Origin of the sequence: Gordoniibacillus kamchatkensis, from assembly GCF_000829455.1 — a bacterium.
GTDB classification, from domain to species: domain Bacteria; phylum Bacillota; class Bacilli; order Paenibacillales; family NBRC-103111; genus Gordoniibacillus; species Gordoniibacillus kamchatkensis.
On record NZ_JXAK01000012.1, the window covers coordinates 24,188 to 49,692 of the forward strand.

At 61.3% G+C, this 25,505-nt stretch carries 19 protein-coding genes and 5 pseudogenes; 1 reads left to right on the forward strand and 23 read right to left on the reverse strand.

Annotation, left to right across the window (positions count from 1 at the left end; translation table 11 throughout):
* Window positions 1-258 precede the first annotated feature (258 nt).
* The 5 genes and pseudogenes from SD70_RS08775 to SD70_RS08795 form a co-directional block, all read right to left on the reverse strand.
* The gene (locus SD70_RS08775; RefSeq protein ID WP_041047221.1) at window positions 259-969 is read right to left on the reverse strand and encodes a stalk domain-containing protein; all 711 of its coding nucleotides are present in this window, start codon (window positions 967-969) and stop codon (window positions 259-261) included.
* Window positions 970-1,065: 96 nt separating this feature from the next.
* Window positions 1,066-3,118: pseudogene (gene recG / locus SD70_RS08780) on the reverse strand (ATP-dependent DNA helicase RecG).
* 29 nt (window positions 3,119-3,147) lie between these two features.
* Entirely contained in the window at window positions 3,148-4,011 is an 864-nt protein-coding gene (locus SD70_RS08785; RefSeq protein ID WP_041047222.1) for a DegV family protein, read from the reverse strand.
* A gap of 20 nt (window positions 4,012-4,031) precedes the next feature.
* Window positions 4,032-5,819: a DAK2 domain-containing protein gene (locus tag SD70_RS08790; protein ID WP_041047223.1), complete on the reverse strand. Its 1,788-nt coding sequence runs from the start codon at window positions 5,817-5,819 to the stop codon at window positions 4,032-4,034.
* Between the two features lie 35 nt (window positions 5,820-5,854).
* The gene (locus SD70_RS08795) at window positions 5,855-6,214 is read right to left on the reverse strand and encodes an Asp23/Gls24 family envelope stress response protein (RefSeq protein ID WP_041047224.1); all 360 of its coding nucleotides are present in this window, start codon (window positions 6,212-6,214) and stop codon (window positions 5,855-5,857) included.
* A 216-nt stretch (window positions 6,215-6,430) separates the two neighbouring features.
* On the opposite strand from SD70_RS08795, the gene rpmB reads away from it, so the two are divergent.
* Complete coding sequence (gene rpmB, locus SD70_RS08800) at window positions 6,431-6,619, forward strand: 50S ribosomal protein L28 (protein WP_041047225.1); 189 nt, start codon at window positions 6,431-6,433, stop codon at window positions 6,617-6,619.
* 176 nt (window positions 6,620-6,795) lie between these two features.
* On the opposite strand, the gene spoVM is transcribed toward rpmB, so the two are convergent.
* The 18 genes and pseudogenes from spoVM to dapF all read right to left on the reverse strand — a co-directional run bounded on the left by spoVM (window position 6,796) and on the right by dapF (window position 25,315).
* Entirely contained in the window at window positions 6,796-6,876 is an 81-nt protein-coding gene (gene spoVM, locus SD70_RS08805) for a stage V sporulation protein SpoVM (RefSeq protein ID WP_014652194.1), read from the reverse strand.
* A gap of 391 nt (window positions 6,877-7,267) precedes the next feature.
* Window positions 7,268-7,921 carry a ribulose-phosphate 3-epimerase gene (gene rpe / locus SD70_RS08810; protein WP_041047226.1) on the reverse strand — a complete coding sequence of 218 codons (654 nt, stop codon included), beginning with the start codon at window positions 7,919-7,921 and terminating at the stop codon, window positions 7,268-7,270.
* A gap of 3 nt (window positions 7,922-7,924) precedes the next feature.
* Complete coding sequence (rsgA, locus tag SD70_RS08815) at window positions 7,925-8,839, reverse strand: ribosome small subunit-dependent GTPase A (protein ID WP_041047227.1); 915 nt, start codon at window positions 8,837-8,839, stop codon at window positions 7,925-7,927.
* Between the two features lie 457 nt (window positions 8,840-9,296).
* Window positions 9,297-10,904 (reverse strand): annotated as a pseudogene (gene pknB / locus SD70_RS34660) (Stk1 family PASTA domain-containing Ser/Thr kinase); the annotation flags it as partial.
* Between the two features lie 56 nt (window positions 10,905-10,960).
* A complete protein-coding gene (locus tag SD70_RS08825; RefSeq protein ID WP_331436749.1) occupies window positions 10,961-11,566 on the reverse strand; it encodes a protein phosphatase 2C domain-containing protein in 606 nt (201 codons plus the stop codon).
* A complete protein-coding gene (locus tag SD70_RS39735) occupies window positions 11,509-11,712 on the reverse strand; it encodes a hypothetical protein (protein ID WP_331436750.1) in 204 nt (67 codons plus the stop codon). The genes SD70_RS08825 and SD70_RS39735 overlap by 58 nt, the downstream gene beginning before the upstream one ends.
* Before the next feature lie 17 nt (window positions 11,713-11,729).
* A pseudogene (gene rlmN / locus SD70_RS08830) lies at window positions 11,730-12,798 on the reverse strand (23S rRNA (adenine(2503)-C(2))-methyltransferase RlmN).
* A 253-nt stretch (window positions 12,799-13,051) separates the two neighbouring features.
* Window positions 13,052-14,683, reverse strand: a complete 1,632-nt coding sequence (gene rsmB / locus SD70_RS08835) for a 16S rRNA (cytosine(967)-C(5))-methyltransferase RsmB (protein WP_231571122.1) — start codon at window positions 14,681-14,683, stop codon at window positions 13,052-13,054.
* Window positions 14,684-15,175: 492 nt separating this feature from the next.
* Window positions 15,176-16,114, reverse strand: coding sequence for a methionyl-tRNA formyltransferase (gene fmt, locus SD70_RS08840; protein ID WP_041047297.1), 939 nt, complete (start codon window positions 16,112-16,114; stop codon window positions 15,176-15,178).
* Window positions 16,115-16,128: 14 nt separating this feature from the next.
* Window positions 16,129-16,620 carry a peptide deformylase gene (def, locus tag SD70_RS08845; protein ID WP_041047228.1) on the reverse strand — a complete coding sequence of 164 codons (492 nt, stop codon included), beginning with the start codon at window positions 16,618-16,620 and terminating at the stop codon, window positions 16,129-16,131.
* A gap of 45 nt (window positions 16,621-16,665) precedes the next feature.
* Window positions 16,666-19,173, reverse strand: a complete 2,508-nt coding sequence (gene priA, locus SD70_RS08850) for a primosomal protein N' (RefSeq protein WP_041047229.1) — start codon at window positions 19,171-19,173, stop codon at window positions 16,666-16,668.
* Window positions 19,173-20,414: pseudogene (coaBC, locus tag SD70_RS08855) on the reverse strand (bifunctional phosphopantothenoylcysteine decarboxylase/phosphopantothenate--cysteine ligase CoaBC). Before coaBC ends, priA begins: the two are co-directional and overlap by 1 nt.
* An 81-nt stretch (window positions 20,415-20,495) precedes the next feature.
* Window positions 20,496-20,723, reverse strand: coding sequence for a DNA-directed RNA polymerase subunit omega (gene rpoZ, locus SD70_RS08860; protein ID WP_041047230.1), 228 nt, complete (start codon window positions 20,721-20,723; stop codon window positions 20,496-20,498).
* A 4-nt stretch (window positions 20,724-20,727) separates the two neighbouring features.
* The gene (gmk, locus tag SD70_RS08865) at window positions 20,728-21,369 is read right to left on the reverse strand and encodes a guanylate kinase (RefSeq protein WP_041047231.1); all 642 of its coding nucleotides are present in this window, start codon (window positions 21,367-21,369) and stop codon (window positions 20,728-20,730) included.
* The gene (remA, locus tag SD70_RS08870) at window positions 21,359-21,619 is read right to left on the reverse strand and encodes an extracellular matrix/biofilm regulator RemA (protein WP_036707683.1); all 261 of its coding nucleotides are present in this window, start codon (window positions 21,617-21,619) and stop codon (window positions 21,359-21,361) included. The genes gmk and remA overlap by 11 nt, the downstream gene beginning before the upstream one ends.
* 31 nt (window positions 21,620-21,650) lie before the next feature.
* Window positions 21,651-22,532, reverse strand: coding sequence for a YicC/YloC family endoribonuclease (locus tag SD70_RS08875; protein ID WP_041047232.1), 882 nt, complete (start codon window positions 22,530-22,532; stop codon window positions 21,651-21,653).
* 31 nt (window positions 22,533-22,563) lie between these two features.
* On the reverse strand, window positions 22,564-24,459 hold the full coding sequence (locus tag SD70_RS08880; protein ID WP_041047233.1) for a bifunctional homocysteine S-methyltransferase/methylenetetrahydrofolate reductase: 1,896 nt from the start codon (window positions 24,457-24,459) through the stop codon (window positions 22,564-22,566).
* Window positions 24,456-25,315 (reverse strand): annotated as a pseudogene (gene dapF, locus SD70_RS08885) (diaminopimelate epimerase). Before dapF ends, SD70_RS08880 begins: the two are co-directional and overlap by 4 nt.
* Between the last annotated feature and the right edge of the window lie 190 nt (window positions 25,316-25,505).

The following is a 25,505-nucleotide window of genomic DNA, read 5'->3' on the forward strand; positions in this document are numbered from 1 at the left end:
GCACGGCAAAAAAGCGCTTGACCCATGCACGGGTAAGCGCTTGTGGACAAGCGTGCGCGAAGCGAAGCTCTGCGATCCTCTTCAGGCTCCCCGAGAGAGTAGGGCTGCGCTGCGGACCTAAAAATGTGGGTCTCCGGCTTCCTTGAACTCGTGTTCCTATGAATTAGAACCTGAAGTGGGAACACGAGTTCAAAAGCGCACGCTCCGCTCCAAGGCCCGCATTCCCATCCTCCGCTACGCCTTTCTCGGGCGGCCTGTTTATTTGACAATAATTTTGCCCTTCATGAACGATTTGTGCGGCTCGCAGTAGTAGTCGTATTCGCCGGGGGCCAGCAGCGTTATGCTGGCCGTCTCGTTCTCGCCGAGCAGCGGCGTTTGGAACGAACCGTCCGTCGCGACCGCGTTATGCTTCACGTTGTCGAGATTTTTGAACGTGACGGTGGAGCCTGCCTCGACGGTCAGCTCGGCGGGACCGAATTTGAACTCCGAAATTTCGATCGTATAGGCGTGCTTCGCTTCTCCCCCGGATGTAAGCGATACGGTGCGAGTGGCATCGTCGTAGCCGACCTGAATGCCGAAATTTTCCGATAAGAAGCGAACGGGCACGAACGTACTGCTGTCGATCAGCTGTGCCGGCGCAGCCATCGCCGTCGTCTTCCCGTTGACGGTAGCCGATAGCGAGCCGATCTTCAGCTTGATGGTGCTGTCATCCTTTTTCACGGTGACGGTTTCGGTATCTCCGTCCCAGCCCACCTCGGCTCCGATCGTTTCCGCGAACGCCCGGTACGGCACAAACAAGCTGTTATCGATCAAATACGCTTGATCGTAGCTGAGCGGAGAGCCGTTCAGCTTGATTTTCATGTCGGATTTGACGATCGTCTCGGCGGACGCAGCGCCGCAAGCAGCAAGCGCCCCCATCCAGACGGCGAGGGCAGCGCCGGCGATGCGCCCGATCGATTTGCGAATCATACTCTCTCCTCCTTAACAGTTCTCATCCAACATAACGGAGGAAAGCTGCGAACGGTTCGATTCGCTTCGATCGAGGCATGGGATTGTTCATGCGCTTTAGTCGAGCGGATCCCCTGCGAGCACTTGTTCCCGCTCCAGCATCGCCCGAAGCGGCACGTATTCGGCGGCCGTCCAGAAGTGTGCGTTCGCCACGAGCGCTGCCGCGTCGTCGCGTGCCTGCTCCAGCGTCTCGAAATCGTGCGTCAGGTCGGCGACGCGGAATTCCGGCATGCCGCTTTGTTTCGTCCCGAAAAAATCGCCGGGCCCGCGCAGCTCGAGATCGCGCCTGGCGATTTCGAAGCCGTCGTTTGTCTCCGTCATCGCCTTCATCCGCTCTTTCCCGACATCGTTCTTCGGATCGGCGATCAGTACGCAATACGATTGATGCTCGCCGCGTCCGACGCGGCCGCGCAGCTGGTGCAGCTGCGACAGCCCGAACCGGTCGGCGTCGTAGACGACCATGAGCGTCGCATTCGGCACGTCGACCCCGACTTCGATGACCGTCGTCGAGACGAGCACGTGCAGCTCGCCTTCTTTGAACGCGCGCATGACGGCGTCTTTCTCGGCGGCACTCATTCTGCCGTGCAGAAGTCCTACCTTTAGCGAAGCAAAATGGTGCTGAAGCTGCGCGTGCACATCGATCGCATTTTGCACGTCGAGCTTCTCCGACTCTTCGATCAGCGGGCAAATGACGTACGACTGCCGCCCCGCCTCCGCTTCGCGGGCGATGAAGCCAAGCACCCGCTCCAGCATAGAATGGCGCACCCAATACGTCTGGATCGGCTTGCGGCCTTTGGGCAGCTCGCGCAGCGTCGAGACGTCCATGTCGCCGAAAGCGGTTATCGCCAGCGTGCGCGGAATCGGGGTCGCCGTCATCGTCAGCACGTCGGGGTTCATCCCTTTGCGCCGCAAAATGCTGCGCTGCTGCACGCCGAACCGGTGCTGCTCGTCGGTGACGACCAGGCCCAGCCGGCGAAAAAAGACGTCTTCCTGAATGAGCGCATGCGTGCCGACAACGATGTCGACGAGGCCCATCTGCAGCGAGGCGATCGTCATCGCGCCGCTGCCTATCCGTGAGCGAGCCGGTAAGCAGTGCCGTCGTCACGCCATAGCGCTCGAACAGCCGGTCAAGCGACCGCTTGTGCTGTTCGGCCAAAATTTCCGTCGGCACCATGAGCGCACCCTGGTTGCCTGACGTCACCGTAGCGTAAAGAGCCGTGGCGGCAACGACCGTCTTGCCGGCGCCGACATCGCCTTGCAGCAGCCGGTTCATGGCGAACGGCTGCTCCAGGTCGTGCAATATTTCCGATACGACCTGTTTCTGCGATTCCGTCAAGGCAAACGGCAAGCCGCGCACGAACTCGCGCACTTTCGGCCGGTCGACGCTTTGCGCCAGGCCGTCCGCGCGCGACCGGTTCACGGCGCGGAACGCTTGCAGCTTCAGCTGAAACAGGAACAGCTCCTCGTACACGATGCGCCGCCGCGCCCGTTCGCCGGCTTCCGTGCCGTCAGGGTGGTGGATCGCCATAATCGCTTCGCGGCGCGGCATCAAGTCGTATTTGCGCAGCAGCGTGGACGGGAGCACCTCGCGCACGAGCGCCCCGAACTGGGTGAGCGCCTGTCCTACCGCTTTGCGCATCCACTTTTGCGTAATCGCCCCGCCGACCGAATAGACGGGCTGCAGCGTGCCTGCATTGGCGTTTCTTTTGCCCGGAAATTCCGTCTCCGACACCGTAAGCTGCAGCCGCTTCTGATCCCATTTGCCAGTCAGCACGAGCTCCTGCCCGGAAGCCAGCTTGTCTTTGAGAAAGCGCTGGTTGAACCAAACGGCCGTGATGAAAAAGCGATCCACGACCACTTTGCACACCATTCTCGATTTCGAACGGCCGTACATTTGGAGGGCGGGATCGCTGGCCAGCGTGCCTTGAACCGTTATTTTGTCGCCATCCTTCACTTGCGTCAAATCGCGGATGGAGTAATCCTCGTACCGGAACGGATAATATTCAATCAGGTCGCCCGCCGAGCGGATGCCGAAGGCGGCAAGCTCTTCCGCCTTCTGCGCCCCTACGCCGCGCACTTCGCTGACCGGAATGTCGTGCAAATCTCTCATAACGCCTCCAACCGCGCGCGGTGCGCTCTCTATCCGCGAGCCGGGCACGCGAACGCCGCGATGACGCCAGGGCCGACATGCGCCCCGATGACCGGACCGAGCGTCACGTAATTGACCGAAGCGACCGCAAGCTTCTCTTCAATCAAGCGCTGCAGCTCCTCGGCCGCCTCCAAATGATTCGCATGCGCCAGGCTCAATTGAATCGTCTTGCCGCCCAGATCGGCTTCCAGCATCTCCACGATGCGAGCCATCGCCTTCTTCTGGCCGCGTACCCGCTCCACTGCCGCCACTTCGCCATCCTTGTCGATGGAGAGGATCGGCTTGATGTTGAGCAGCGCGCCGAGCACGGCCGCCGCTTTGCCGATGCGGCCGCCGCGCTTCAAATATTCCAGCGTATCGACCAAAAAATAAATGTGGAAATCGTCCCGCATCGCCCGCATCAAGCTGATGACGGCTTCCGCATCCGCGCCTGCGCGCGCCGCTTCCGCGGCGGCTACGGCCAGTGCGCCGATGCCGTACGACGCCGATTTCGAATCGACCACCGTCACGTCCGCTTCTTCCTCCAGCATCGACTTGGCCAGCACGGCCGATTGGTACGTGCCGCTTAATGCCGAAGACAGATGCACGGATACGATGCGCACATCCGGACCTTCTTCTTCCACGATTTGTTTGTACGTTTCCAGAAATTCAAGCGGCGACGGCTGCGACGTCGTCGGCATAACCGCGGAAGCGGTCAGCTTCTCGTAAAACTGCTCCGATTGCAGCGTCACCGCGTCCAAATACGTCTCGTCGCCAAAATGAATTTTCAGCGGCACCATCCGGATGCCGAGCTCTTCCCGCACCTGCTGCGGAATATCCGCCGTGCTGTCGGTTACGATCCGCACTTTGCTCATACGCGCCGGGTCCCCTTTGCTCATTCTACCGAAAAAATATAAGCATACAGCGGCTGGCCGCCAGGATGAATCTCCACTTCCACTGCAGGCGCCAGCTCGGCGATGTAAGCGGCGAGCTGCTCCGTCTCTTCGGGGTTGGCGTCGGCGCCGGACAGTATCGTAACGATTTCGCTGTTTTCGTCCAGCATCGCATCGAGCAGCTTTTTGGCGGCGTCCAGCAGCGACGGTTCGGACGCGACGATCTCTCCGTCGCGGATGCCGATATATTCGCCTTCTTTAATCTCGATGCCGTCGATCGTCGTATCGCGCACCGCGTAAGTGACTTGTCCCGATACGACGCGGCCCAGCGCCGCGTTCATGGCGGCGGCGTTGTGCTCGGCATCGGCCGTTTCCTGGAATGCGAGCACGGCGGCAAGCCCTTGCGGAATCGTTTTGGACGGAATGACGACAAGCTGTTTGTCTTCCAACAGATGAGCGGCTTGCTGCGCCGCCATGACGATGTTCGAATTGTTTGGCAGCACGAATACGGTGTCCGCATGAATGCCGGCGGCGGCTTTGACGATATCCTCCGTGCTTGGATTCATCGTCTGGCCTCCGGACAAGACGACGTCGACGCCGACGCTCGTCAAAATGTCGGTGATGCCTTCGCCCATCGCCACTGCCACGAACCCGAACGGCTTGCGCGGCGCGGCGACATTCTGAACAGCCTGCGCTTCGCCGCCGACAGCCGGTCCGTACGCCGCTTCTTCGGCGTTCTCGGCCGTCTCTTCCATCACGATATGGGCATGCTGATCCCGCATATTTTCGATCTTAATCCGGCTTAAATCGCCGTATTTCATCGCATGGTTCATCACGCTGCCCGGCAGCTCGGCGTGAATGTGCACTTTCACAAGCTCGTCATCGGCGACGACGAGCAGCGAATCGCCGTATTCCCCCAGCTCCCGCCGGAATTTGGTTTCGTCGAAAACAAGGCCCGGCATTTTGCCCGGTACGACGTGCAGCATGAATTCCGTGCAATACCCGTGCTCGATCACATCGGCGCTCATTAGCGTTTGCGCGCGCTTCGGCCCATGCCCGGTATCGCCGTGCGCTTCCGCGGCCAGGCTGCGGGCGGCGAAAGCGGCTTCCTGTGCCGAAATCGTTTCCTCCGCCGGAGCGACATGGGGGATGCCGAGAGGCGTGGAATCCCCGCGCATAGCGGCGACGAAGCCTTCGTAAATATAGATGAGCCCACGCCCGCCGGCATCGACGACGCCGACCTGCTTCAGCACCGGCAACATGTCGGGCGTCCGGGCTAGCGTCTCTTTGCCGTGCTGCAGCACTTCCTCCATCAGTTCCAGAATGTCGCCGGCCCGGCGCGCGAACTGTACGCCGTGCTTGGCAGCCTCGCGGGAAACGGTAAGAATCGTGCCCTCAACCGGTTTGACGACAGCCTTGTACGCCGTGTCGACGCCGTTTTGCAGCGCCGCGGCGAACTGTTGCGCGTTGGCGCTTTCCAGTTCATGCACATACTTGGCGAAGCCGCGGAACAGCTGCGACAAAATGACGCCGGAATTGCCGCGCGCGCCCATCAGCAGTCCTTTCGACAGCGCTTCTGCGGCTTTGCCGAGATGGGCGGACGGACGCCGGCGCAGCTCTTCGACGCCGGACATGAGCGTCAAATTCATATTCGTACCGGTATCCCCGTCGGGGACCGGAAACACGTTCAAGGCGTTAACGTTCTCCGCATGGTTGCCAAGCGAATTGGCGCCCGCGAGCACGAGCTCCGTAAAGTCGTGGCCATTCAAAGAACTGAAGCGCTTACTCAAGCTGATATTCTCCTTCCTGGGGACAGACGATAGTGTCAACGCGCGACGCGAACCCCTTGCACGAATATGTTCACCGCATCGACCTTCAGGCCGACGACATCGTTCAAAACGTATTTCACCCGGTTTTGCACGTTGTGCGCAACTTCGGAAATTTTCGTGCCGTAGCTGACAATAATGTAAAGATCGATCTCGACGTTATCGCCGTCGCGGCGCACTTCGACACCGCGGCCCAAATTGTCGCGGCCGAGCAGCTCGGCGATGCCGTCCTTCAGCTGCTTGCGGGAAGCCATGCCCACGAGGCCGTAGCATTCGAGTGCGGCAGAGCCGGCTAGCGTCGCCACGACATCTCCCGTGACGATAATTTTCCCGAGTTCCTGCGTCAGTTCGATCGACATGCTAACCTCTCCTTCAATAAGGGAGCTCCCTCTGTTATGTAGATGGATATAGAACATTGTACACTAATCGACAAAAGAAATAAACGGCAAAAAGAGCAGCATTGCGTTGACTCCGTCATTTTGGGTGTGCTAATATAATTAAGTGTGTCTTTGCTGAAAGAAAAAAACCGTCCTGCCAGTGACAGGTTTGCAGCAATACTTGGAGGAGGTGGAGTCATGTCCCGCAAATGTTTCATTACCGGCAAATCCCGTGGCACCGGAAATCACGTTTCCCACGCTAACAACAAAAACCGCCGTACTTGGGGCGTCAACGTGCAGAAAGTTCGCATTATGGTTGACGGCAAGCCGAAGCGCGTCTATGTGAGCGCCCGCGCTCTGAAATCCGGCAAAATCGCCCGCGTCTAACCGTCAGGCGCCGCCATACGTTCGGATGTAGACAAAAAGCACCGGTATACGGTGCTTTTTTTTGCGTTGCCGAAGCTGTGCCGCGGCAAGCGTCATCTAGTGTGAAAAGGTATGGTACTACGGTCCGCGGTTCGCGCCCGGGGCTCAACGTATGGGCGACGGCGGCGACGGCGCGCTTAGTTTTTGCTGAACGTGTTAAGTACCGCTTTGACGAAACCGCCCAAAAACTTCGGGAGTTTGATCGTGTAAAATTTCATCCTTTACCCCTCCTCCAAAGTTCGCCTGAAGCAAACTCTTATTCGTTACTGACAATATATTCCCGCCCAGCGAAAATGTGCTTGGGAACGTGCGCCGCCGTCGGCGCCTCTTCCCGCGCTTTCGCCGCGACTCGCCAGTCGCGAACAAGAAGGTTTATGGCATGTCAAAATAAGTCTGGCTCTCGTAACCATCTATATGCCGCAGTGGCACCGTATATGACCGCGCCCCGGCATAACTGCGAGCGGAGCGAAGGGTGAAATGAACCGGGGAGGCGACATTTAAAGCCGCGTTCCATCCGCTCACAGGGATAAATGGAACGCGGCTTTAACGAAGGCCGGAGGTTGATTTCCAACCCGCAGCGGAGCCTTATTATGCAAAAGCTGCGCATCCTTATCGGACACGCAGCCGGCTAATCGCCTCGGCTCGTTCGGGTTCGGCAAATATCGCGTTGCCGGCCACGAGCACATCGGCCCCCGCTTCCACAACAAGCGGCGCCGTTTCCTCATTGATGCCCCCGTCCACCTCGATGTGCAGGCCAGCCAGCCCGCGCGCCTCGGCCATTTGCCGCAAGCTGCGAATTTTCGGCAGCACGGCGGGGATGAACTTTTGTCCGCCGAATCCCGGATTCACCGTCATCAGCAGCACGAGATCGAGCGCTTCGTCCAGCACATGCTCGATCAGAACGAGCGGCGTTGCCGGGTTGAGCACGACGCCGGCTTTGACGCCCTGCTCCTTGATCAGATGCAGCGTCCGGTGCAGATGGCGGCATGCTTCGACGTGAACGGAAATGAGGTCCGCGCCCGCCTTGGCGAACGCCGGCACGTACCGGTCCGGCTCCTCGATCATCAAATGCACGTCGAGCGGAAGCTTCGTGTGCGGCCTGATCGCCTCCACAACGAGCGGGCCGAGCGTAATGTTCGGCACGAAGCGGCCATCCATCACATCGACATGAATCCAGTCGGCCCCGCCCTGTTCCACATCGGCGATTTCGTCCGCCAGCCGCGCGAAATCGGCTGATAAAATCGATGGCGCAATGCGCAGCATCGTTCAATACCTCCTTGGCCTCTCCCGAATCATTTGCAAAAACTGCACATAATGCTCGTACCGCGACTCGGCAATGTCGCCGGTCCCTGCAGCTTCCCGCACTCGGCAATCCGGCTCGTGCACATGCAGGCAGCCGCGGAACTTGCAGCGCTCTGCAAGCTCTCCGAACTCGCGGAAGCAGGCGCCGAGGCTTTCCGCCTCGATCTCGGCGAAATCGAGCTGGCTGAAGCCCGGCGTGTCCGCTACCCAGCCTCCGGCCGGCAGCGGCAGAAGCTCGACGTGGCGTGTCGTATGCTTGCCGCGTCCGAGCTTGTGGCTGATTGCGTTCGTTTCCAGCTCCAGACCTGGAATAAGGGCGTTCAGCAGCGACGATTTACCGACCCCGGACTGCCCGGCGATAACAGTGAGACCGCCGGCGATGCGGGCCGCCACCTGCTCGATCCCTTCGCGCCACTTCGAGCTGGTGATGAGCACCTCGTACCCGATGCTGCGGTACAACGCCGCAGCCTGCTCTACCTCGGCCGCAAGTACGTCGTCGTCCGCTTCCTTGAGCAAATCGCGCTTCGTCAAACAGATTACGGGTGTCAGCCCGGCATGCTCGATATGCACAAGAAACTTGTCGAGCAGCTGCACGTTCAAATCGGGTTCAACGACCGAGAACGCGAGCAGCGCCAGCTCCATATTGGCGATCGGCGGGCGAATGAGCTCCGTCGTGCGCGGTGCGATTTCATCCACCGTGCCTTCCCCGTTCCCGGTCCGCTCGAACGAAACCCGGTCGCCGACGAGCGGAGTAATGCCTTTTTTCTTGAAAATGCCGCGCGCCCGGCATTGCACGGGCTGTTCTCCCGCCGCCTCCTGCCCGTCTTCCAGCACGTAGTAGAAGCCGCTTAAGGCTTTGACGATCAAGCCTTTTGGCATTACAGACGGCCTCCCGTGTTCGCCGAACCGGATGCCGGCGTAGCCGGGCCGTTCGGCGTCGCTCCGCCCGGCGTCGTCGTCCCCCCGGGCTTCGTCCCGCCGGCGCCGGCTGGCCGCCGCTCCCGCCCGCTTTGGTGCGGTTCAAGTAATCTTGATATGTTACCGTCTGAATGTTGACGAGCGTATCGTTTTCTTTCACCTGGATCGTAGCTCGCTTATCCGGCGATACGGTTACCTTCACGTCGACAGTCGTCTGTTTGGACGTCTGGACGGTTTTGTAGTCGATGTTGTCGCCGGTGGCGTCGCTGACTGTAATTTTGAACGTGGACGCCTTGCCGTCGGCCGTCGGTACGAGCGTAACCGGCACGGTCAATTGGCCGGCGTCGTCCGGCAGCCCTTTGGACACGACCAGCTTGATCTGCGAATTCGGCTTCACGTCCACGTCGGGATCATAAGGCCACTGCTTCATAACCCGATCCTTTGCAACCGTATAGCTGGTTTCGTAGCTGACACCGTCATCCGCAAGCTGCAGCCTGTTGTCGGCGAGCATCTTTTTCGCTTCCGCCAGCGTCTTGCCAACGAGGTTCGGCATCTTGACCGTCTCCTTGCCTTTGCTGACGGATAGCCGCACCGTTGCCGTCTTCGGATCGATCGGCTGGTCGACGCCCGGGTCTTGCGAAATGATCGTGTCGACAGCCGCCGTATCCGAGAATTGCTGATCCGTTGCGATCTGCTTGTCGGGATCAAGGCCGAGCGCTTGCAGCCTGTCGCGCGCGTCTTTGATGCTCATGCCGGTGAGGCCAGGCATTTTTTGCTTCGGCGCCCCCGTGCTGACGTACAGCTTTACCGTTTTCGTCTTCGTCTTCATATTGCCTTCCGGATCTTGACGGATCACGGTATCTTTCGGCACCGTCTCGCTCGCCTCGTCGATAACCGTCGGTTCGAGCCCGGCCGAACGAAGCGTCTCTTTTGCCTGCACGATCGGCTGGCCTGCGACGGGCGGAACGGTGATGTCCGGCACGACAAGAACCGACTTCACCCAACCGACCGCATACCACATGCCGGCAAGAATGAGCAGCAGCACGACGATCCAGACGGTCGGCTTGATCCAGCGGCGCTTCCTGCGTTCGGCCGGCTCTTCGTCCTGCCAAGCGGCGCGCTCTTCGGCTGCGGGCTCCGGCCGGTCGGCGCGATCTTGGCGTTCCGCCGCGTACTGGTTCGGCCGTATCGCCGGAATGACCCGCGTGCTCTCGTCATCGATGCCGTCGTCGTCCGACCAAAACTCGATTTTCGGCTCGTTGCGGCGTTCCGGACTGAGGCACGTCTCGAGGTCGGCGAGCATTTGCGAGGCGGACTGGTACCGCTCCTCCGGCTTTTTCCGCATCGCCTTCAAAATGACATTTTCAACGCTTTGCGGAATAAGCGGATTCACTTTGCGCGGCTCCTCCACGTCTTCCTGCAAATGCTTCAGCGCGACGCTGATCGGGCTCTCGCCATGAAACGGCAGCCGGCCGGTCAGCATCTGGTATAAAACGATGCCGAGCGAATACAAGTCCGACTTCTCTCCGGTAGACGTGCCCTTGGCATGCTCCGGCGAAAAATAGTGCACGGAACCGACGACGGAGCCGGTCTGCGTAATGGTCGACGACGTCGCGGCGCGCGCGATGCCGAAATCGGTAACTTTGACGCGGCCGTTTTTGCCGATCAGGATGTTGTGCGGCTTAATGTCGCGGTGAATAATTTCGTTGTGATGGGCGTGCTCCAGCGCATCGCATATTTGCGAGGCGTATCGCACCGCCTCTTCGACTTGCAGCGGCGCGCGCTCCTTGATAAGGTCGTTGAGCGTCGTGCCTTCGACGTACTCCATGACGATGTAATGCGTCTCGCCCTCTTGCCCGACATCGTAAATGCTGACGACGTTCGGGTGGGATAGCGATGCGGCGGCTTGCGCCTCGCGGCGGAAACGGCGGATGAACTCTTCGTCGTGAACGTACTGCTGGCGCAGCACTTTGACGGCCACTTTACGATGCAATAAATGATCAAGTCCCATATATACCAAGGCCATACCGCCGCCGCCGATACGTTCCAGAATTTCGTAGCGTCCTCCGAGCTTTTTGCCGATCAACCGCGTTCCCCTCCTTCCGCATCATTTCTGATCACGATGACCGTAATGTTGTCGTCGCCTCCGGCATCGAGCGCGCTATGGATGAGCCGCATCGTGAGCCGGTCGAGATCCTGCTCGCCGCGCACGATTTCATGAATGGTTTCGTCGTCGACAAGATCGTGCAGTCCGTCGCTGCAAAGCAGCAGCATGTCTCCCGACTTCCAGGAAACGACGGTGAGGTCGGCTTTGACGGTCGGATCGGTGCCGAGCGCCCGGATGATGACGTTGCGCCTGGGGTGGTGGAGCGCTTCTTCGGCCGTAATATGGCCGTTCTTGACCAGCTCGTTGACGAGCGAATGATCCTCGGTCAATTGGACGATGGAAGCGCCGTCGATCAAATACGCGCGGCTGTCGCCGATATGGCCGACGATCGCCTGCTCCTTGCCGGCGATGACGGTCACGAGGGTCGTTCCCATGCCATGATAATTTTCCCTGCCCAGAGCGAACTCATAAATGCTTTCGTTGGCGATTTCGATCGCGCGGTTCAAAGCGTCCATACACTGCTCTACCGACATCGACGGCGCGAGCTGCCCGAGCTCCCGCTGGATCGCGTCCACCGCCATCTGGCTGGCGATGTCGCCGGCTTGATGGCGCCCATGCCGTCGGCGATGACGGCGACGGACCAGCCGTCCGGCTCGTGCCGGACAAAGGCCCGGTCTTCATTCACTAATCGGATGTTGCCGATATCGGTTCGGCTGACCATATACATAACGACAGATCACCTCGCTACTTGTTGAGCTCCAGATGTTTGGCCCGCAGCTGTCCGCACGCGGCGGCGATGTCGCTGCCCTGCTCGCGGCGGATCGTAGCGTTCACTTTGTGGTTTTGCAAAATGCGCTGGAAATTGAAAATGTCATTCCGCGTCGAACGGACAAAATTGCGCTCCGCCACGAAATTGACCGGAATGAGGTTGACGTGCGACAGCGGCATTTCGCTCAGCACCTGCGCCAGCTCCTCGGCGTGCTCCGGCTGGTCGTTGACGCCGCCCATGAGCGCATACTCGAACGTGATGCGGCGGCCCGTCTTCTCGATGTAAAACTTGCAGGCGGCGATAAGGTCCGCGAACGGAAACCGGCGGTTGACCGGCATCAGCTTCGAGCGCAGCGCGTCGTTCGGGGCGTGGATCGAGATCGCCAGGTTCACCTGCAAGTTTTCTTCGGCGAGCGGTAATGTTCGGGACGATGCCGCTCGTCGAGACGGTAATGTGGCGCTGTCCGATGTTCAGCCCTTTCGGATGCGTCATGACGCGCAAAAATTTCATCGTCGCCTCGTAGTTCTCGAACGGCTCGCCGATGCCCATAATGACGATGCTGGAGACGCGCTCCCCGGAATCGTCGAGCATGCGCTGCGCCTTCACGACCTGGGCGATAATTTCGCCCGGCTTCAGGTCGCGCTTCAGACCGCCGAGCGTCGAGGCGCAAAACGTGCAGCCGACGCGGCAGCCGACCTGTGTCGTCACGCATACGGAGTTGCCGTAGCTGTGCTTCATGATGACGGTTTCGATCGCATTTTTGTCGGCCAGCTCGAACAAAAATTTGACCGTGCCGTCCTGCGATTGCTGCTTGGCGATCTCGGTCAGCGTGACGAACTCGAATTGCTCGGCGAGCTTGTCCCGAAGCGGCTTGGACAAGTTCGTCATCTCTTCGAACGAAGCGACGCGCTTGACGTACAGCCAGTCGAAAATTTGGCCGGCGCGAAACTTCGCCTCTCCGACCGATTGCACCCAGTCTTGCCATTCCTCGAGCGTATAGTCGTAAACGAAAGGTTTTTGTTGGTTGAGCTCTTGTCGTGCCATCGTTCTCACAACCTGTCTGTTCAGCATTCAATCTATTGTACCACAAAATGGCGCAGCCCGCCCGCTTCGCTCCGGGCGCTGCCATGGCGGGGGTTCGCAAAACCTTATTATGACGGCCAGGGCTCTGCTCCGCATCGGAATTGGAACCTCCGGCCTCCGTTCAAGCGCGTTCTCTTATTCTACCTTGCGGTAAGAACGCCGCTTGAAAAGTCGTCTCTCCGGTTCCATTTCACATGCTCCGCTTCGCTCTCCTTCAATTTTTGCGCATTCTGGCGATGAAGAAGCCGTCGGAGCCGAACTGGTAAGGCAGGATCGTCAGCATGCCCGTGAACGGTCGTAAATCATCCGGCAAGATCACGTCGATGTCAGTGTCGAGTGAGAACTCCGGGTGTTCGCTGAGAAAACGCCCGACAGTGTCTTCGTTTTCCTCGCGCTCGATCGTACACGTGCTGTAGACGAGAATGCCGCCCGGCTTAAGAAGCCCGTGAACCCGCTCCAGAATGTCGCGCTGTATCGCATTGATGGCGGCAATATCGCCGGGCTCTTTCGCCCATTTCAAATCCGGCTTGCGGCGAATGACGCCGAAGCCGGTGCACGGCGCGTCAAGCAAAATGCGGTCGAACGACGCCGGCGGGAAGCGGCCGGCAAGCTCCCGCGCGTCCGCCGTCAGCGCGCGAATGCAGCGCAGCCCGAGACGCGCGGCCTGGTCGCCAATCAGCTTTTGCTTATGCTCGTGCACGTCGCTTGCCCAAACGACGCCATCGTCCCGCATCTTCTCGGCGATGTGCGTCGTCTTGCCGCCGGGTGCGGCGCAGCAGTCCAGCACCGTCATGCCGGGCCGGGGATCGAGCAGCTCAGCGACCAGCATCGAGCTCTCGTCCTGAATCGAGAGCTTGCCGGCGGCGAACTGCGGCAAGCTCGCCACCGAGCCGGCGCCGCGCAGCACGAGCCCCTGCGGGGCGAGCGCGCTCGGCGCGGCGTCCACGCCTTGCTGCTGCAGCTCGCGCAGCAGCTCCTCGCGCGACCCGCGCAGCGCGTTCGCGCGCACGCTCACGTGCGGCGCCGCATTGTTAGCGGCGCATATCCGTTCGGCCGCCGCGAGGCCGAACCGGTCGATCCAGCGGCGGACGAGCCATGCAGGATGCGACTCGCGGAGCGCGAGAGCCTCCGCGGGCGGCAGCCCGTCCGGGACTGCGAGGCTGGCCCGCTCGCGGATGACCGAGCGCAGCGTGCCGTTCACCATGCCGGCGATGCCGGCGTGGCCGCGGCGCTTCGCCAGGTTGACCGCCTCGTTCACGACGGCGTGATCCGGCACCCGTTCGAGGTAGGCGAGCTGGTAATAGCTGAGCCGCAGCAAATTGCGCACCCAGGGCTCGAGTTTGCCAAGCCCGCCCTTCACAAACTTGGCGAGAAAGTAGTCGATCGTGTTCAGCCGCTGGATCGTGCCGTACACGAGCTCTGTCGCCAGCGCCGCATCCGGCCGCGCCAGCCCGCTTTTTTGCAGCGTCTGACCCAGCAGCAGGTTGCTGTACGCGCCCTGCTCCTCAACACGCGTCAGCACGTCGAGCGCCGCCGACCTTGCCGTCGCCTGCGCGCCGCGTCGACCCGCCGCGGACTGCGGTGCAGCAGGCACCCGCCGGCGATTGCCGCTTGGCGGGACTCCTGCGGACCGCCCGTGACGGCCACCGATGTGCTGCTCGCCGCCGCGCTTTCCCTCGGCCGGGAGCCCGCGGCCTCCTCCTTGTTGCGCTCCGGACAACCGCTCGCGCTCGCCCCTTGTCGCTCCCCCATCCGGCCGGCCGCTTGCTCGGTCTTCCCGTTCTCGCCGCGCAGACATGCCCTCGCCCTTTCCCGCTTGATATGTAGGTTTTCCCTTCTCTGTCATGCCATCCCTCTTTTTGTGCTGTCATCGTCTCAACAGTGCGGCAGCGCAGCATTTCTAGCTTCGTCAATACATCGGCTGTTGCTTGCTTTTCACTGCATTTGATCCATCATATTTCCGGAATATGGCGGACTTCAAGCCCGTCAATGGAAATTGTCCAACGGACGCTTCCGCATTTACCGTCAAACCGATATGAGCGCAACGAAAGCCTGGACAAAATCCAACGAAAACGCCTTTGTCCGGAAAGCGAATTGTGCCCGCTGTACAAAATCCACTCTCCGTTGATGCTCGTATTCCGCCTGCATAAGCATTACATACTGCAGCAGATGCATTGCTTAGCAGCAACTCACTTACGCGGCGACTACAGCACGCTATGTACAGGATTCCCATTTATGGCCCCTGCAACGCAAACAAGGAAGCCGCGCCGAGGCGCAGCGGCCCGCTTGCCTCCAGGCAATGCTGCCGTCCGCCTATGCGTGCTTCCCTTGCATCGCACTATGTCCCCAAAACCGTCCCCGCCGCCATGCCGCCGCCGTTGCGGAAATCGGCTGCCGACATCGCCTTTTTGCCTGCCGGCTGCAGCTCCGTCAGCCACAAGCTGCCGCCGCCCGTTTGCACTTCGACGCCGCGCTCCGTGACGCGCAGCACGGTGCCCGGCGCCGCTCCGCCGGCCGCAGCCGAACCGGCGCCGGCTGCGGCAGGCTTTTCGCTCGCCCACAGCTTCAGCACCTCGCCGTTCCACAGCGTATAGGCGCCCGGGAACGGATTGAGGCCGCGGATCTGGTTCCAAATCGCGCGCGCGTCCCGGCTCCAGTCGACAAGCTCCTGCTCGCGCCTAATGTTCGGCGAATAGACGGCATCGGCGTCGTTCTGCGGCACCGCCTGCGCTTCTCCGGCGAGCAAAGCCGGCAGCGTGCGGCGCAGCAGCTCGGCTCCGGCAACGCTGAGCTTGCCGAACATCGTGCCGGTCGTATCTTCGTCTTCGATCGGCACCTCGACTTTGGCGATCATATCGCCCGTGTCGAGCCCTTCGGCCATATACATGATCGTTACGCCGGTAACGGCGTCGCCGTTCATGACCGCGTAGTGAATCGGCGCGCCGCCCCGGTATTTCGGCAGCAGCGAGGCGTGGATGTTGATGCAGCCGAGACGCGGCGCTTCCAGCACCGCTTTCGGCAATATTTGGCCGTACGCCGCCGTCACGATCAGATCGGGCTGCACATCCCGGATCGCCTGCACCGTATCGGACTTGCGCAGCTTTTCCGGCTGCCACACCGGAATGCCGCGGCGCAGCGCCTCTTCTTTGACCGGCGGCGGCGTCAGCACGCGCTTGCGGCCTTTCGGCCGGTCCGGCTGGGTGACGACGGCCGCCACCTCGTGCCCTTCCTCAAGCAGAACGCGCAGCGAAGGGACGGCGAACTCCGGCGTCCCCATGAAAACGATTTTGCTCACTCGGCCTTCACGCTGCTTCCGCCTTCATCCGTCCGGTACACGGACTTGGCAATATCGGTGAACAGGACGCCGTTCAAGTGGTCTACCTCGTGCATGATGCAGCGCGCCAGCAGCTCCGTCCCTTTAATGACCACTTCTTTGCCGCTTCTGTCCTGCCCTTTGACGGTAACGTGCAGCGGACGGAGCACCTCGCCTTGCAAATTCGGGATGCTGAGGCACCCTTCCGTTCCGAGCTGCTCGCCGCTGGTCGCCACGATTTGCGGATTGACGAGCTCGATGAGCCCGCCATGCTCCTCGCCGCAATCCATGACGATAACTCTTTTCAAAATGCCGACCTGCGGCGCGGCCAGACCGACCCCCTCCGCGTCGTACATCGTCTCGGCCATATCGTCGAGCAGTTTATGAAGATTGGCGTTAAAATTCCGCACCGGAACCGCTTTTTCGCGCAGCACCGGATCCGGGTCTTTCACGATCATCCGAATCGCCATATGGCGAACACCTGCCTTAACCTATGATGGAATCGCCGCCGATAGCTACATCAGCAGCTGCGGGTCGACATCGACACTGATTTGCAGCTTTTCCTTGGCGACGTGTTCCGCGAACGCGTCGACCGCCTGCCGGACAATGCGGCTCGCCGCACTGTCTCCCCGATATTTTACCATGCAGCGGAACCGATATCTATCTTTGATCCGCGCGATCGGGGACGCTACCGGTCCGAGCACTTCAAAAGCGGCGCCGCCTTCCCCGCGATTCCGCGCTTCGGCCGCCAGCTCTTTCAGCTTGAGCGCCAGCGCCTCGGACAGCCTGAGCAGCTTCGGCACTTCCTCGTGCGAGAGCGTGATGTTAATGAGCCGCGAATAGGGCGGATAGCCGTTCGCCCGGCGATGCTCCAGTTCCGTGGCGAGGAACGCCTCGTAATCGTGGCCTGCGGCGGCGGCGATGCTGTAATGCTCGGGCGTGTACGTCTGCACGATCACTTCGCCCGGCAGCACATGCCGCCCGGCCCGGCCGGCGACTTGCGTAAGCAGCTGGAACGTCCGTTCCGCAGAGCGAAAATCGGGCAAATTGAGCACCGTATCGGCTGCGATCACCCCAACCAGCGTCACGTCGGGGAAATCGAGCCCTTTCGCCACCATCTGCGTGCCGAGCAGCACGTCGGCCTGCTTATTGCCGAACATCGTCAGCCATTTTTCGTGCGCGCCTTTTTCCGTTGTCGTATCGACGTCCATGCGGATGACGCGAATGCCGGGAAACAGCTTGACGAGCTCCTCCTCGACGCGCTGCGTGCCGGTGCCGAAATGGCGGATATGCTCGCTTCCGCAGTCCGGGCATGCCGTCCGCTCCCGCTCGGCGTAGCCGCAGTAATGGCAGCGCAGCGTGCGCGAGCTTTGATGGTACGTCAGCGCGATGTCGCAATGTGGGCAGCCGGATACGTAGCCGCACGTGCGGCACATGACGAACGTCGCATAGCCGCGCCTGTTGAGCAGCAGCACGATCTGCTCTTTCTTGTGTAACCGTTCCGCAATCGCTTTATGCAGCGGTACGCTGAACATCGAGCGGTTGCCGCCCTTCAGCTCGGCCCGCATATCGACGACACGCACCGGCGGCAGCGGCCGGCCGAGGGCTCGCGTCCGCATTTCGAGCAGCTTGAAGCGCGAACCGCCGTCCGGGAGCGCGGCGAACACGCTTTCCAGCGACGGCGTCGCCGAGCCGAGCACAACCGCCGCTCCCGCTTCCCCGGCGCGCCGGATGGCGACGTCGCGGGCGTGATATTTCGGGCTTTCTTCCTGCTTGTACGAAGACTCATGCTCTTCATCGATAATTATAAGTCCAAGCTTCGTGAACGGGGCAAAAACGGCCGAACGGGCGCCGATAACTACGCGCACCTCGCGCCTTGCGATGCGCCGCCATTCGTCGTACCGTTCGCCGTGCGACAAGCGGCTGTGAAGCACGGCGACATCGTCGCCGAAGCGGCCTTTGAAGCGCTCGACCATTTGCGGCGTCAGCGATATTTCCGGTACGAGCACGATCGCTTCCTTGTCTAGTTCGAGGCAGCGCTTGATCGTCTGCAAATATACTTCGGTTTTGCCGCTGCCGGTTACCCCTTGCAGCAAAAACACCTCGTGACGGCCGGCGTCCAGCGCTCCGCTAATGGTATCATATACCGCCTGCTGCTCGGCGGTGAGCGGCAGCGGCGCCGTGCGCTTGTAGCTGCGATTCGCGTAAGGATCGCGCTGCACTTCGACTTCGCGCAGTTCGATCCAGCCTTTGCCGGCTGCGCTTTTTACAACCGATGGCGTAATGTCAAGCCGCTGCGTCAGCTCGCTCAGCCGGATCGGCTCGAGCCCGTTTTCCAGCAGGAACGCCAGCACGTCCTTCTGCTTTTGCGCCCGGGCCGGCACGGCGTCCATAGCGGCGCGCAGCTCCGCTTCGGGCAGGAGCGGGAATACGGTCAGCGCCGTTTTCACCGCCATTCGGTCCTGCACCCGCTGCACTTCTTCCAGCACGCCTTCGTCCAGCATCGATTTCAGCTGCGGCGCGCTGCCGGGAAACTTTTCAAGCAGCGCTTCGGCCGTAGCGCCGCCTTTGCGGCGCAGCCACTCGGCCAGCTCCAGCCGCAGCGGGTCGGGCACGAGCGTCTCCTGCTCCTGCTTCGCCTGCCGCTGCGCCCAGACGTCTTCGCGCAGGACGACGACGCGGTCGTATTTCGCTTTCAGCGCAGCCGGTACCATGACCTGCAGCGCAGCGGTGGCAGGGCACAAATATTTCGCGCTCATCCAGGCGGCAAGCCGCACCAGCTCAGGCGTGAGCGGCGGCGTGAGGTCGAGGACGCGGCGCAACGCCCGCATCTTGCCGGGATCGAGCCCTTCCGGCGGCTGTTCCGCGAGCCCGACCACAAACCCGTGCAGCACGCGCGGACCGAACGGCACCTCGACGCGCGATCCGATCTCGACGCAGTCCGCCAGCTCCGGCGGCACGTCGTAATCGAACGGACGGTCCGTCGGCCGCGCTGGAATGTCGACGATCACTTTCGCATACATCAGTCTCTCTCCGCCCCTGCGCCGCTTCGGCCCGCCCGGCCGCCCTCCGGCAGCCGCCCGGCGGCAAGCCGCAGCACGTGCTCCGCCACTTCGCTTTTATGAAGCAGGGGCAGCGCCGCCACGAGGCCGTTCTTATCGAAATGCGCACCTCGTTCGTCTCCGTGCCGAGCCCGAACCGGGCTTCGAGACGTCGTTGGCGACGACGAGGTCGCATTTTTGCGCTGCAGCTTGTCTTGGGCGTGTTCGTCCAAACGCTCCGTCTCCGCCGCAAACCCGACCAGCACCTGATGCGTCTTGCGCTCGCCGAGCGTCTGCAAAATGTCCGGATTGCGCACGAGCTCCAGCGTGAGCGATTCGCCCGTCTTTTTGATTTTTTGCTCCGCTTGCACCGCCGGGCGGTAGTCGGCGACAGCAGCCGCCTTGATCACGATGTCGCTTTGCTCATATTCCGCCAGCACCGCCTCCAGCATGTCCAGCGCGGAACCGACGTGCACGACGCGGACACCGCCCGGAAGCGGGCCGCCCACGCGTCCGGCTACCAGCGTAACGTTCGCGCCCATGCGCTGCGCGGCTTCGGCGATGGCAAAGCCCATCCTCCCCGAGGAGTCGTTGGTCAAAAACCGGACCGGATCGATGCGTTCGACAGTGCCCCCGGCGGTGACAAGAACGTTCAGGCCGGCTAGCGTCCGCGAAGCGGCGGCATAGGCTTCCAGGTAAGCCATGATCGCCTCCGGCTCCTCCAGCCGCCCGCGGCCGACGTAACCGCACGCCAGCTGCCCGACGCCGGGCTCGATGAAGCGCACGCCCCGGTTCCGCAGCGTTGCCATGTTTTGCTGGGTAGCTGCATTCTCATACATATGTACGTTCATGGCCGGCGCGACGAAGATCGGCGCGGTCGTCGCCAGCAGCGTCGTGCTCAGCATATCGTCGCCGAGTCCGAGCGCCAGCTTGCCGATCAAATTCGCCGTCGCCGGAGCGATCACGAACAGATCGGCGTGATCCGCGAGGTCGATGTGAGCGACGACCGAGGCGTCTTTTTCCGCGAACGTATCGACGTGCACCGGGTTTCGCGACAGTGTCTGGAACGTAAGCGGCGCAACGAACTGCGTGGCCGACTTCGTCATAATGACCCGCACATCCGCCCCCGCCTGCGTCAGCTTGCTGCACAGCGCCGCCGCCTTATAAGCGGCGATGCCGCCGCAAACGCCGAGCACGATCCGTTTTCCCTGCAAGTACGACATCGTATATCTCCCCTTTCTTTTATCGGCCTGCTCAGTCCGGGCGAAATGCCGAATAGAAAAAAATAACAACCGCTAGGGTTGTTACTCGTCTTGCTTGCCGCTATCGCTCGCCGGTTCCAGCTTCTCGTACGAAATAAGATCCCCGTACATTTCTTCGAGCGCGACGCCTACCTGCTTATGCGATTTGATTTGCTTCAGCTCCGTCTTGGCACCGTCGCGCAGCGATCTGGCGCGCTTGGCCGCAGCGACGACGAGCGAATACTTGCTGTCCACTTTCTCCAGCAATTTATCGATGGAAGGATAGAGCATGTTGTCAGTTCACCTCGGCAATCCAGTCGGATATGTTCGGAAACAGCCGTTCCCGGCGGCAATGCTCGGCCGTAATGATCGCCCTGATTTTGTCGCAGGCGCTCTCCACCCGGTCGTTCACTACCGCATAATTATAATGCTCAAGCAGCTTGATTTCGTCCCGGGCGACGGAAAGGCGGCTCTTGATGAGCTCTTCGGAATCGGTGCCGCGCGTCACGAGCCGTTTTTGCAGCTCGCTTAGGCTCGGCGGCATCAGAAAGATGAAAATGCCTTCCGGGAATTTTTGCTTGACCTTGAGCGCGCCCTGCACCTCGATTTCGAGGATGACGTCCTTCCCGGACTCCAACGTCTCTTCGACGAACTTGCGCGGAGTGCCGTAAAAGTTGCCGACGTATTCGGCCCATTCCAGCATCTCTTCGTTATCGATCAACTGCTGGAACTGCTCGCGAGTCTTGAAAAAATAGTTTACACCCTCCGTCTCCCCGGCGCGGGGCGAGCGGGTCGTAGCGGAAACGGAATATACAAGCTCCGGCGCCGTTTGCCGCAGCATCGAGCAGACAGTCCCTTTGCCGACCCCGGAAGGGCCGGAAATGACGACCAGAATGCCTTTGGTGCGAACGCCGGCAGCGACTTTATTACTCGTCATGATCATCGTCCTTGCTCGAGAGTCGATGCGCCACGGTTTCCGGCTGTACGGCCGAGAGGATGACGTGGTCGCTATCCGTAATGATTACGGCCCGGGTTCTGCGCCCGTAGGTGGCGTCGATCAGCATGTGCCGGTCCCGCGCTTCCTGAATGATCCGTTTGATCGGGGCCGATTCCGGACTCACGATGGAAATGATGCGGTTGGCCGACACGATGTTGCCAAAACCAATGTTAATGAGTTTAATTGCCACCTGAAAGCTCCTCCTCATGAAACCAGTCAAGTTATTCGATGTTTTGCACTTGTTCCCGCATTTTCTCGAGCTCGGCCTTCATCTCAATGACGCATGCGGTAATGTCCGTATGCGCCGATTTGGAGCCGATCGTGTTCACTTCACGGTTCATTTCCTGAATGAGAAAATCGAGCTTTCTGCCGACGGCTTCAGCCGATTGCAGCAGCTTGCGGAACTGGCGAATGTGGCTGTCGAGCCGGGTCAGCTCTTCGTCCACGTTGGACCGGTCGGCCATAAGGGCGATTTCTCCGGCCATACGCTGTTCGTCGATGCCTGTCTCGCCCCGCAGCAGCTCGCGGATGCGTTCCTTCAGCTTGGCGGCGTAACTGTGCACCGCTTCCGGCGCAAGCTTCGCCACCTTTTGCCGCTCGGCTTCCAAGGCGTCGAGCCGGGACGACAGATCCGCGCACAAATGAATGCCCTCATCTTCCCGCATGCGCGTCAAAGCGGCAAGCGCCGACCCAAGCACGTCGACCAGCACCTGCCTCGTTTCCTCGTCGCCGGCCGCGCTGTTTCGCAGCCGGACGACGTCGGGCAATTGAAGCAGATGCTGCAGCGTCAGCTCGTCCTGGAGCCCCAGCTTGCCGCGAAGCTCGCGGGCGGCGCCGGCATATGCGTGCACGAGCGGCCAGTCGATATCGACGCCGCTTTCGCCTTCGGCGCTTCGCTCCACCGTGACAAACACGTCGAAACGGCCGCGCCGGGCGGCTTGCTGAACCGTTTTGCGCAGTGGCTCCTCCAAGCTTTGCAGCTCGCGAGGCAGCCGCACGACCGTCTCCAGGAAGCGGTGATTCACCGATTTGACGTCGATCAGAACGATGGTACCCGGAAGCTCCCCTTGCGCTTGTCCGTACCCGGTCATGCTCCGAATCATGTGAGCTTCACATCCATTTACCTATTGTAATTCATTTTGCAAGAGGGGACAAGTGGAAATCCCGGCTCGCCTTTTCCCTGACGTATAAGGCCAGCTCCACGCTCATCTCGTAGGCGAGGAACGGGGTGATCAAGTAAATGCCGCGAAAATGCCGCATCGCCGTGTCCAGCAGCTCCTTGGCGATGTCTACACCGACCCGCCGCCCTTCCGTCCCTTCCAGGCCGGCCATGCGGGCGCGAACTTCGTCCGAGAGCTGAATGCCGGGCACCTCGTTATGAAGATACTCGGCATTGCGCCCGCTGGCGAGCGGCATAATGCCGATGAACACCGGGACGTCCAAGTGGCTGGTCGATTCGGCGATCCGCTCGATCAGCGCCGGGTCGTAGACCGGCTGCGTCATAATGTAATCGGCGCCGGCCTCGATTTTGCGCTCCAGCCGCTGAATGGCCTTGTCGAGATGCTTGACGTTCGGATTGAACGCGGCGCCGACGACGAACTGGGCGCGCTGCTTGAGCGGCTTGCCGGAGAAGGCGATGCCGTCGTTCAGCTGCTTGATCATGCGGATAATTTCAAACGACGTCAAATCGTAAACAGAGCTCGAGCCCGGAAGGTCGCCGAACTTGGCCGGATCGCCGGTAACGGCCAGCACATGGTCGATGCCCAGCGCATGCAGCCCCATCATATGCGATTGGGTGCCGATCAGATTGCGGTCGCGGCAGGCGATATGAATGAGCGGCCGCAGCCCTACTTGCTCGCGCACGAGGTAGCCCAGCGCCAAATTGCTCATGCGCGTGACCGCCATCGAGTTGTCGGCGAGCGTCAGCGCGTCCGCCTTCGCTTCTTTCAAGGCGGCGGCGCCTGCCATGAATTTGTCGATGCTGAGGTCGCGCGGCGGGTCCAGCTCGACGATAACGGTATGCCGCTGCTTGACCAGGTCGAGCAGCGACGGCTCCTGCGGCCGCGCCGTGCCGGCCGCGGGAGCGGCTGCGAGCGGCCGCACGGTCACGGCGGCCGCTTCCGCCGGCTGCGGCGCAAGCTGCTGCCCCGCGCCGCCCGGCTCGTAGCCGCGGAGCGCCGCAGCGACCGCGGCGATGTGCTCCGGCGTCGTGCCGCAGCAGCCGCCGATCAGGCGCACGCCGAGGTCCGCAAAGCGCCGCGCGCTGGCGCCGAAATAGTCGGGACCTGCGGTGAACGAGTACTTGCCGTCCACATAATCCGGCATGCCCGCATTCGGAAACACCGACGTAAACAGTCCGTCCGGCACCGCCAGCTTTTCCATCGCCCGCAAAATGCCGTTCGGGCCGCTGCGGCAGTTGAAGCCGACCACGTCCGCACCGGCTTCCTGCAGCCGCGCGAAAGCTTCGTGCAGCGGCACGCCGTCCTGCGTCGCGCCGGTGCCGTCCGTGGCGAATTGGCAAATGACCGGCAAGCCGCCGGCGCGGCGCACCAGCTTCAGCGCGAGCATCAGCTCCTCCAGATCGTAAAACGTCTCCAGCAGCACGCCGTCCACTCCGCTTTCGAGCAGTACGGCGATTTGCTCCTGCAGCGCCTCAACGACTCGCGAAGTGCGCACGTTTTTACGTTTGCCGGCGCGGATCGAACCGATCGCGCCGACGACGTACGCCTCGTCTCCCGCCGCTTCCCGCGCCAGCTTCACGCCGGCGCGGTTGATCGCTTCCACTTCCCCTTCCAGCCCGTACTTCGACAGCTTCTCGCGGTTGGCGGAGAACGTGTTCGTCTCGATCAGCCGCGCTCCCGCTTCCACGTAGCGGCGATGCACGCCGCGAATAACGTCGGGCTGCAGCAGATTCAGCTCTTCATAAGAAATGCCGACGGGAAAACCCATCTGGTACAAGTACGTTCCCATCGCCCCGTCGCCGACGAGCCGGCCTTGAGCGAGCGCCGAGCGCAAATCCGGTTTTGTCATCGGCCGGCCACCCCCTGACCGAGTGTAACCGTGCCTTCGAACACTTCTTCCGCCGGGCCTGTCATGTAAACGTGGCCATCGGCCTCGCACCATTCGATGAGCAAATCGCCGCCTTTGAGCGAGACGGTGGCCGTGCGGTCCATCAAGCCGTTCAGCACGCCCGCCACCAGCGTCGCGCAAGCCCCTGTGCCGCACGCCAGCGTCGGCCCCGCCCCCGCTCCCAGACGCGCATGTCGGCGTAATCCCGGGCTTTTACCGTGACGAATTCGACGTTCGTTTTGCGCGGGAACAGCGAATGCGTCTCCAGCTTCGGCCCCCATGCATGCAAATCGAACGCCGCCGCATCCTCGACGAAAATGACGCAGTGCGGGTTGCCCATCGAGACCGCCGTGAACCGGAACTCGCGTCCGTCCGCTGCAACCGGGTAATTGAGCACAGGCGAAGCGTCGACCGTTGTCGGCACTTTCAGCCCGTCCAGAACCGGCTTGCCCATATCGACGCGAACAGCCGTTACTTTGCCGTCCGCAGCGCTCACTTGCAGCTGCTGCACGCCGGCGCCGATCGTCTCGATCGTCAGCGTTGTTCTATTTGTATCCACCAAGCCCCGATCGTAAACGTATTTGGCGACGCAGCGAATGGCGTTGCCGCATTGCTCGGCCTCGGAGCCGTCGGCGTTCATAATCCGCATCATAAAGTCCGCCTTGGCGGAAGGAAGCACGAACACGAGCCCGTCGGCGCCGATCCCGAAGTTGCGGCCGCATAGCTTCACCGCGAGCGCCGCCGCATCGTCAGGCAGCCGCTCGGCGCGCACGACGATGAAATCGTTGCCCAGCCCGTGCAATTTTACGAAATTCATAGCTTTCTCTCTCCCGGCAGCTAATTCCTGGCAACAGGAACAGCGTTCTACGCGCGTACACGGCCTATTCGGCCGTCATGACGCTGAGCCGCCTCTTCAGCGCTTTGGACGGGTGCGGAATGCCGGAAACCCGCCAAGCTGCATCTGATCGGCAGTTTTCTATTAGCCCCTATCATATCGCAAAACGGAT

Coding starts and splice junctions, on each gene's coding strand:
- SD70_RS08880 (WP_041047233.1), bottom strand. CDS start 24,459: ATGACAAAACCGGATTTGCGCTCGGCGCTCGCTCAAGGCCGGCTCGTC.
- rsgA (WP_041047227.1), bottom strand. CDS start 8,839: ATGCCAAAAGGCTTGATCGTCAAAGCCTTAAGCGGCTTCTACTACGTG.
- rpe (WP_041047226.1), bottom strand. CDS start 7,921: ATGCTGCGCATTGCGCCATCGATTTTATCAGCCGATTTCGCGCGGCTG.
- gmk (WP_041047231.1), bottom strand. CDS start 21,369: ATGACGAGTAATAAAGTCGCTGCCGGCGTTCGCACCAAAGGCATTCTG.
- SD70_RS39735 (WP_331436750.1), bottom strand. CDS start 11,712: ATGTATATGGTCAGCCGAACCGATATCGGCAACATCCGATTAGTGAAT.
- SD70_RS08875 (WP_041047232.1), bottom strand. CDS start 22,532: ATGATTCGGAGCATGACCGGGTACGGACAAGCGCAAGGGGAGCTTCCG.
- rpmB (WP_041047225.1), top strand. CDS start 6,431: ATGTCCCGCAAATGTTTCATTACCGGCAAATCCCGTGGCACCGGAAAT.
- def (WP_041047228.1), bottom strand. CDS start 16,620: ATGGCGATTCGGATGATCGTGAAAGACCCGGATCCGGTGCTGCGCGAA.
- rpoZ (WP_041047230.1), bottom strand. CDS start 20,723: ATGCTCTATCCTTCCATCGATAAATTGCTGGAGAAAGTGGACAGCAAG.
- spoVM (WP_014652194.1), bottom strand. CDS start 6,876: ATGAAATTTTACACGATCAAACTCCCGAAGTTTTTGGGCGGTTTCGTC.
- priA (WP_041047229.1), bottom strand. CDS start 19,173: ATGTATGCGAAAGTGATCGTCGACATTCCAGCGCGGCCGACGGACCGT.
- rsmB (WP_231571122.1), bottom strand. CDS start 14,683: ATGACAGAGAAGGGAAAACCTACATATCAAGCGGGAAAGGGCGAGGGC.
- fmt (WP_041047297.1), bottom strand. CDS start 16,114: ATGGGGACGCCGGAGTTCGCCGTCCCTTCGCTGCGCGTTCTGCTTGAG.
- SD70_RS08795 (WP_041047224.1), bottom strand. CDS start 6,214: ATGTCGATCGAACTGACGCAGGAACTCGGGAAAATTATCGTCACGGGA.
- SD70_RS08825 (WP_331436749.1), bottom strand. CDS start 11,566: ATGGCGGTGGACGCGATCCAGCGGGAGCTCGGGCAGCTCGCGCCGTCG.
- SD70_RS08775 (WP_041047221.1), bottom strand. CDS start 969: ATGATTCGCAAATCGATCGGGCGCATCGCCGGCGCTGCCCTCGCCGTC.
- SD70_RS08785 (WP_041047222.1), bottom strand. CDS start 4,011: ATGAGCAAAGTGCGGATCGTAACCGACAGCACGGCGGATATTCCGCAG.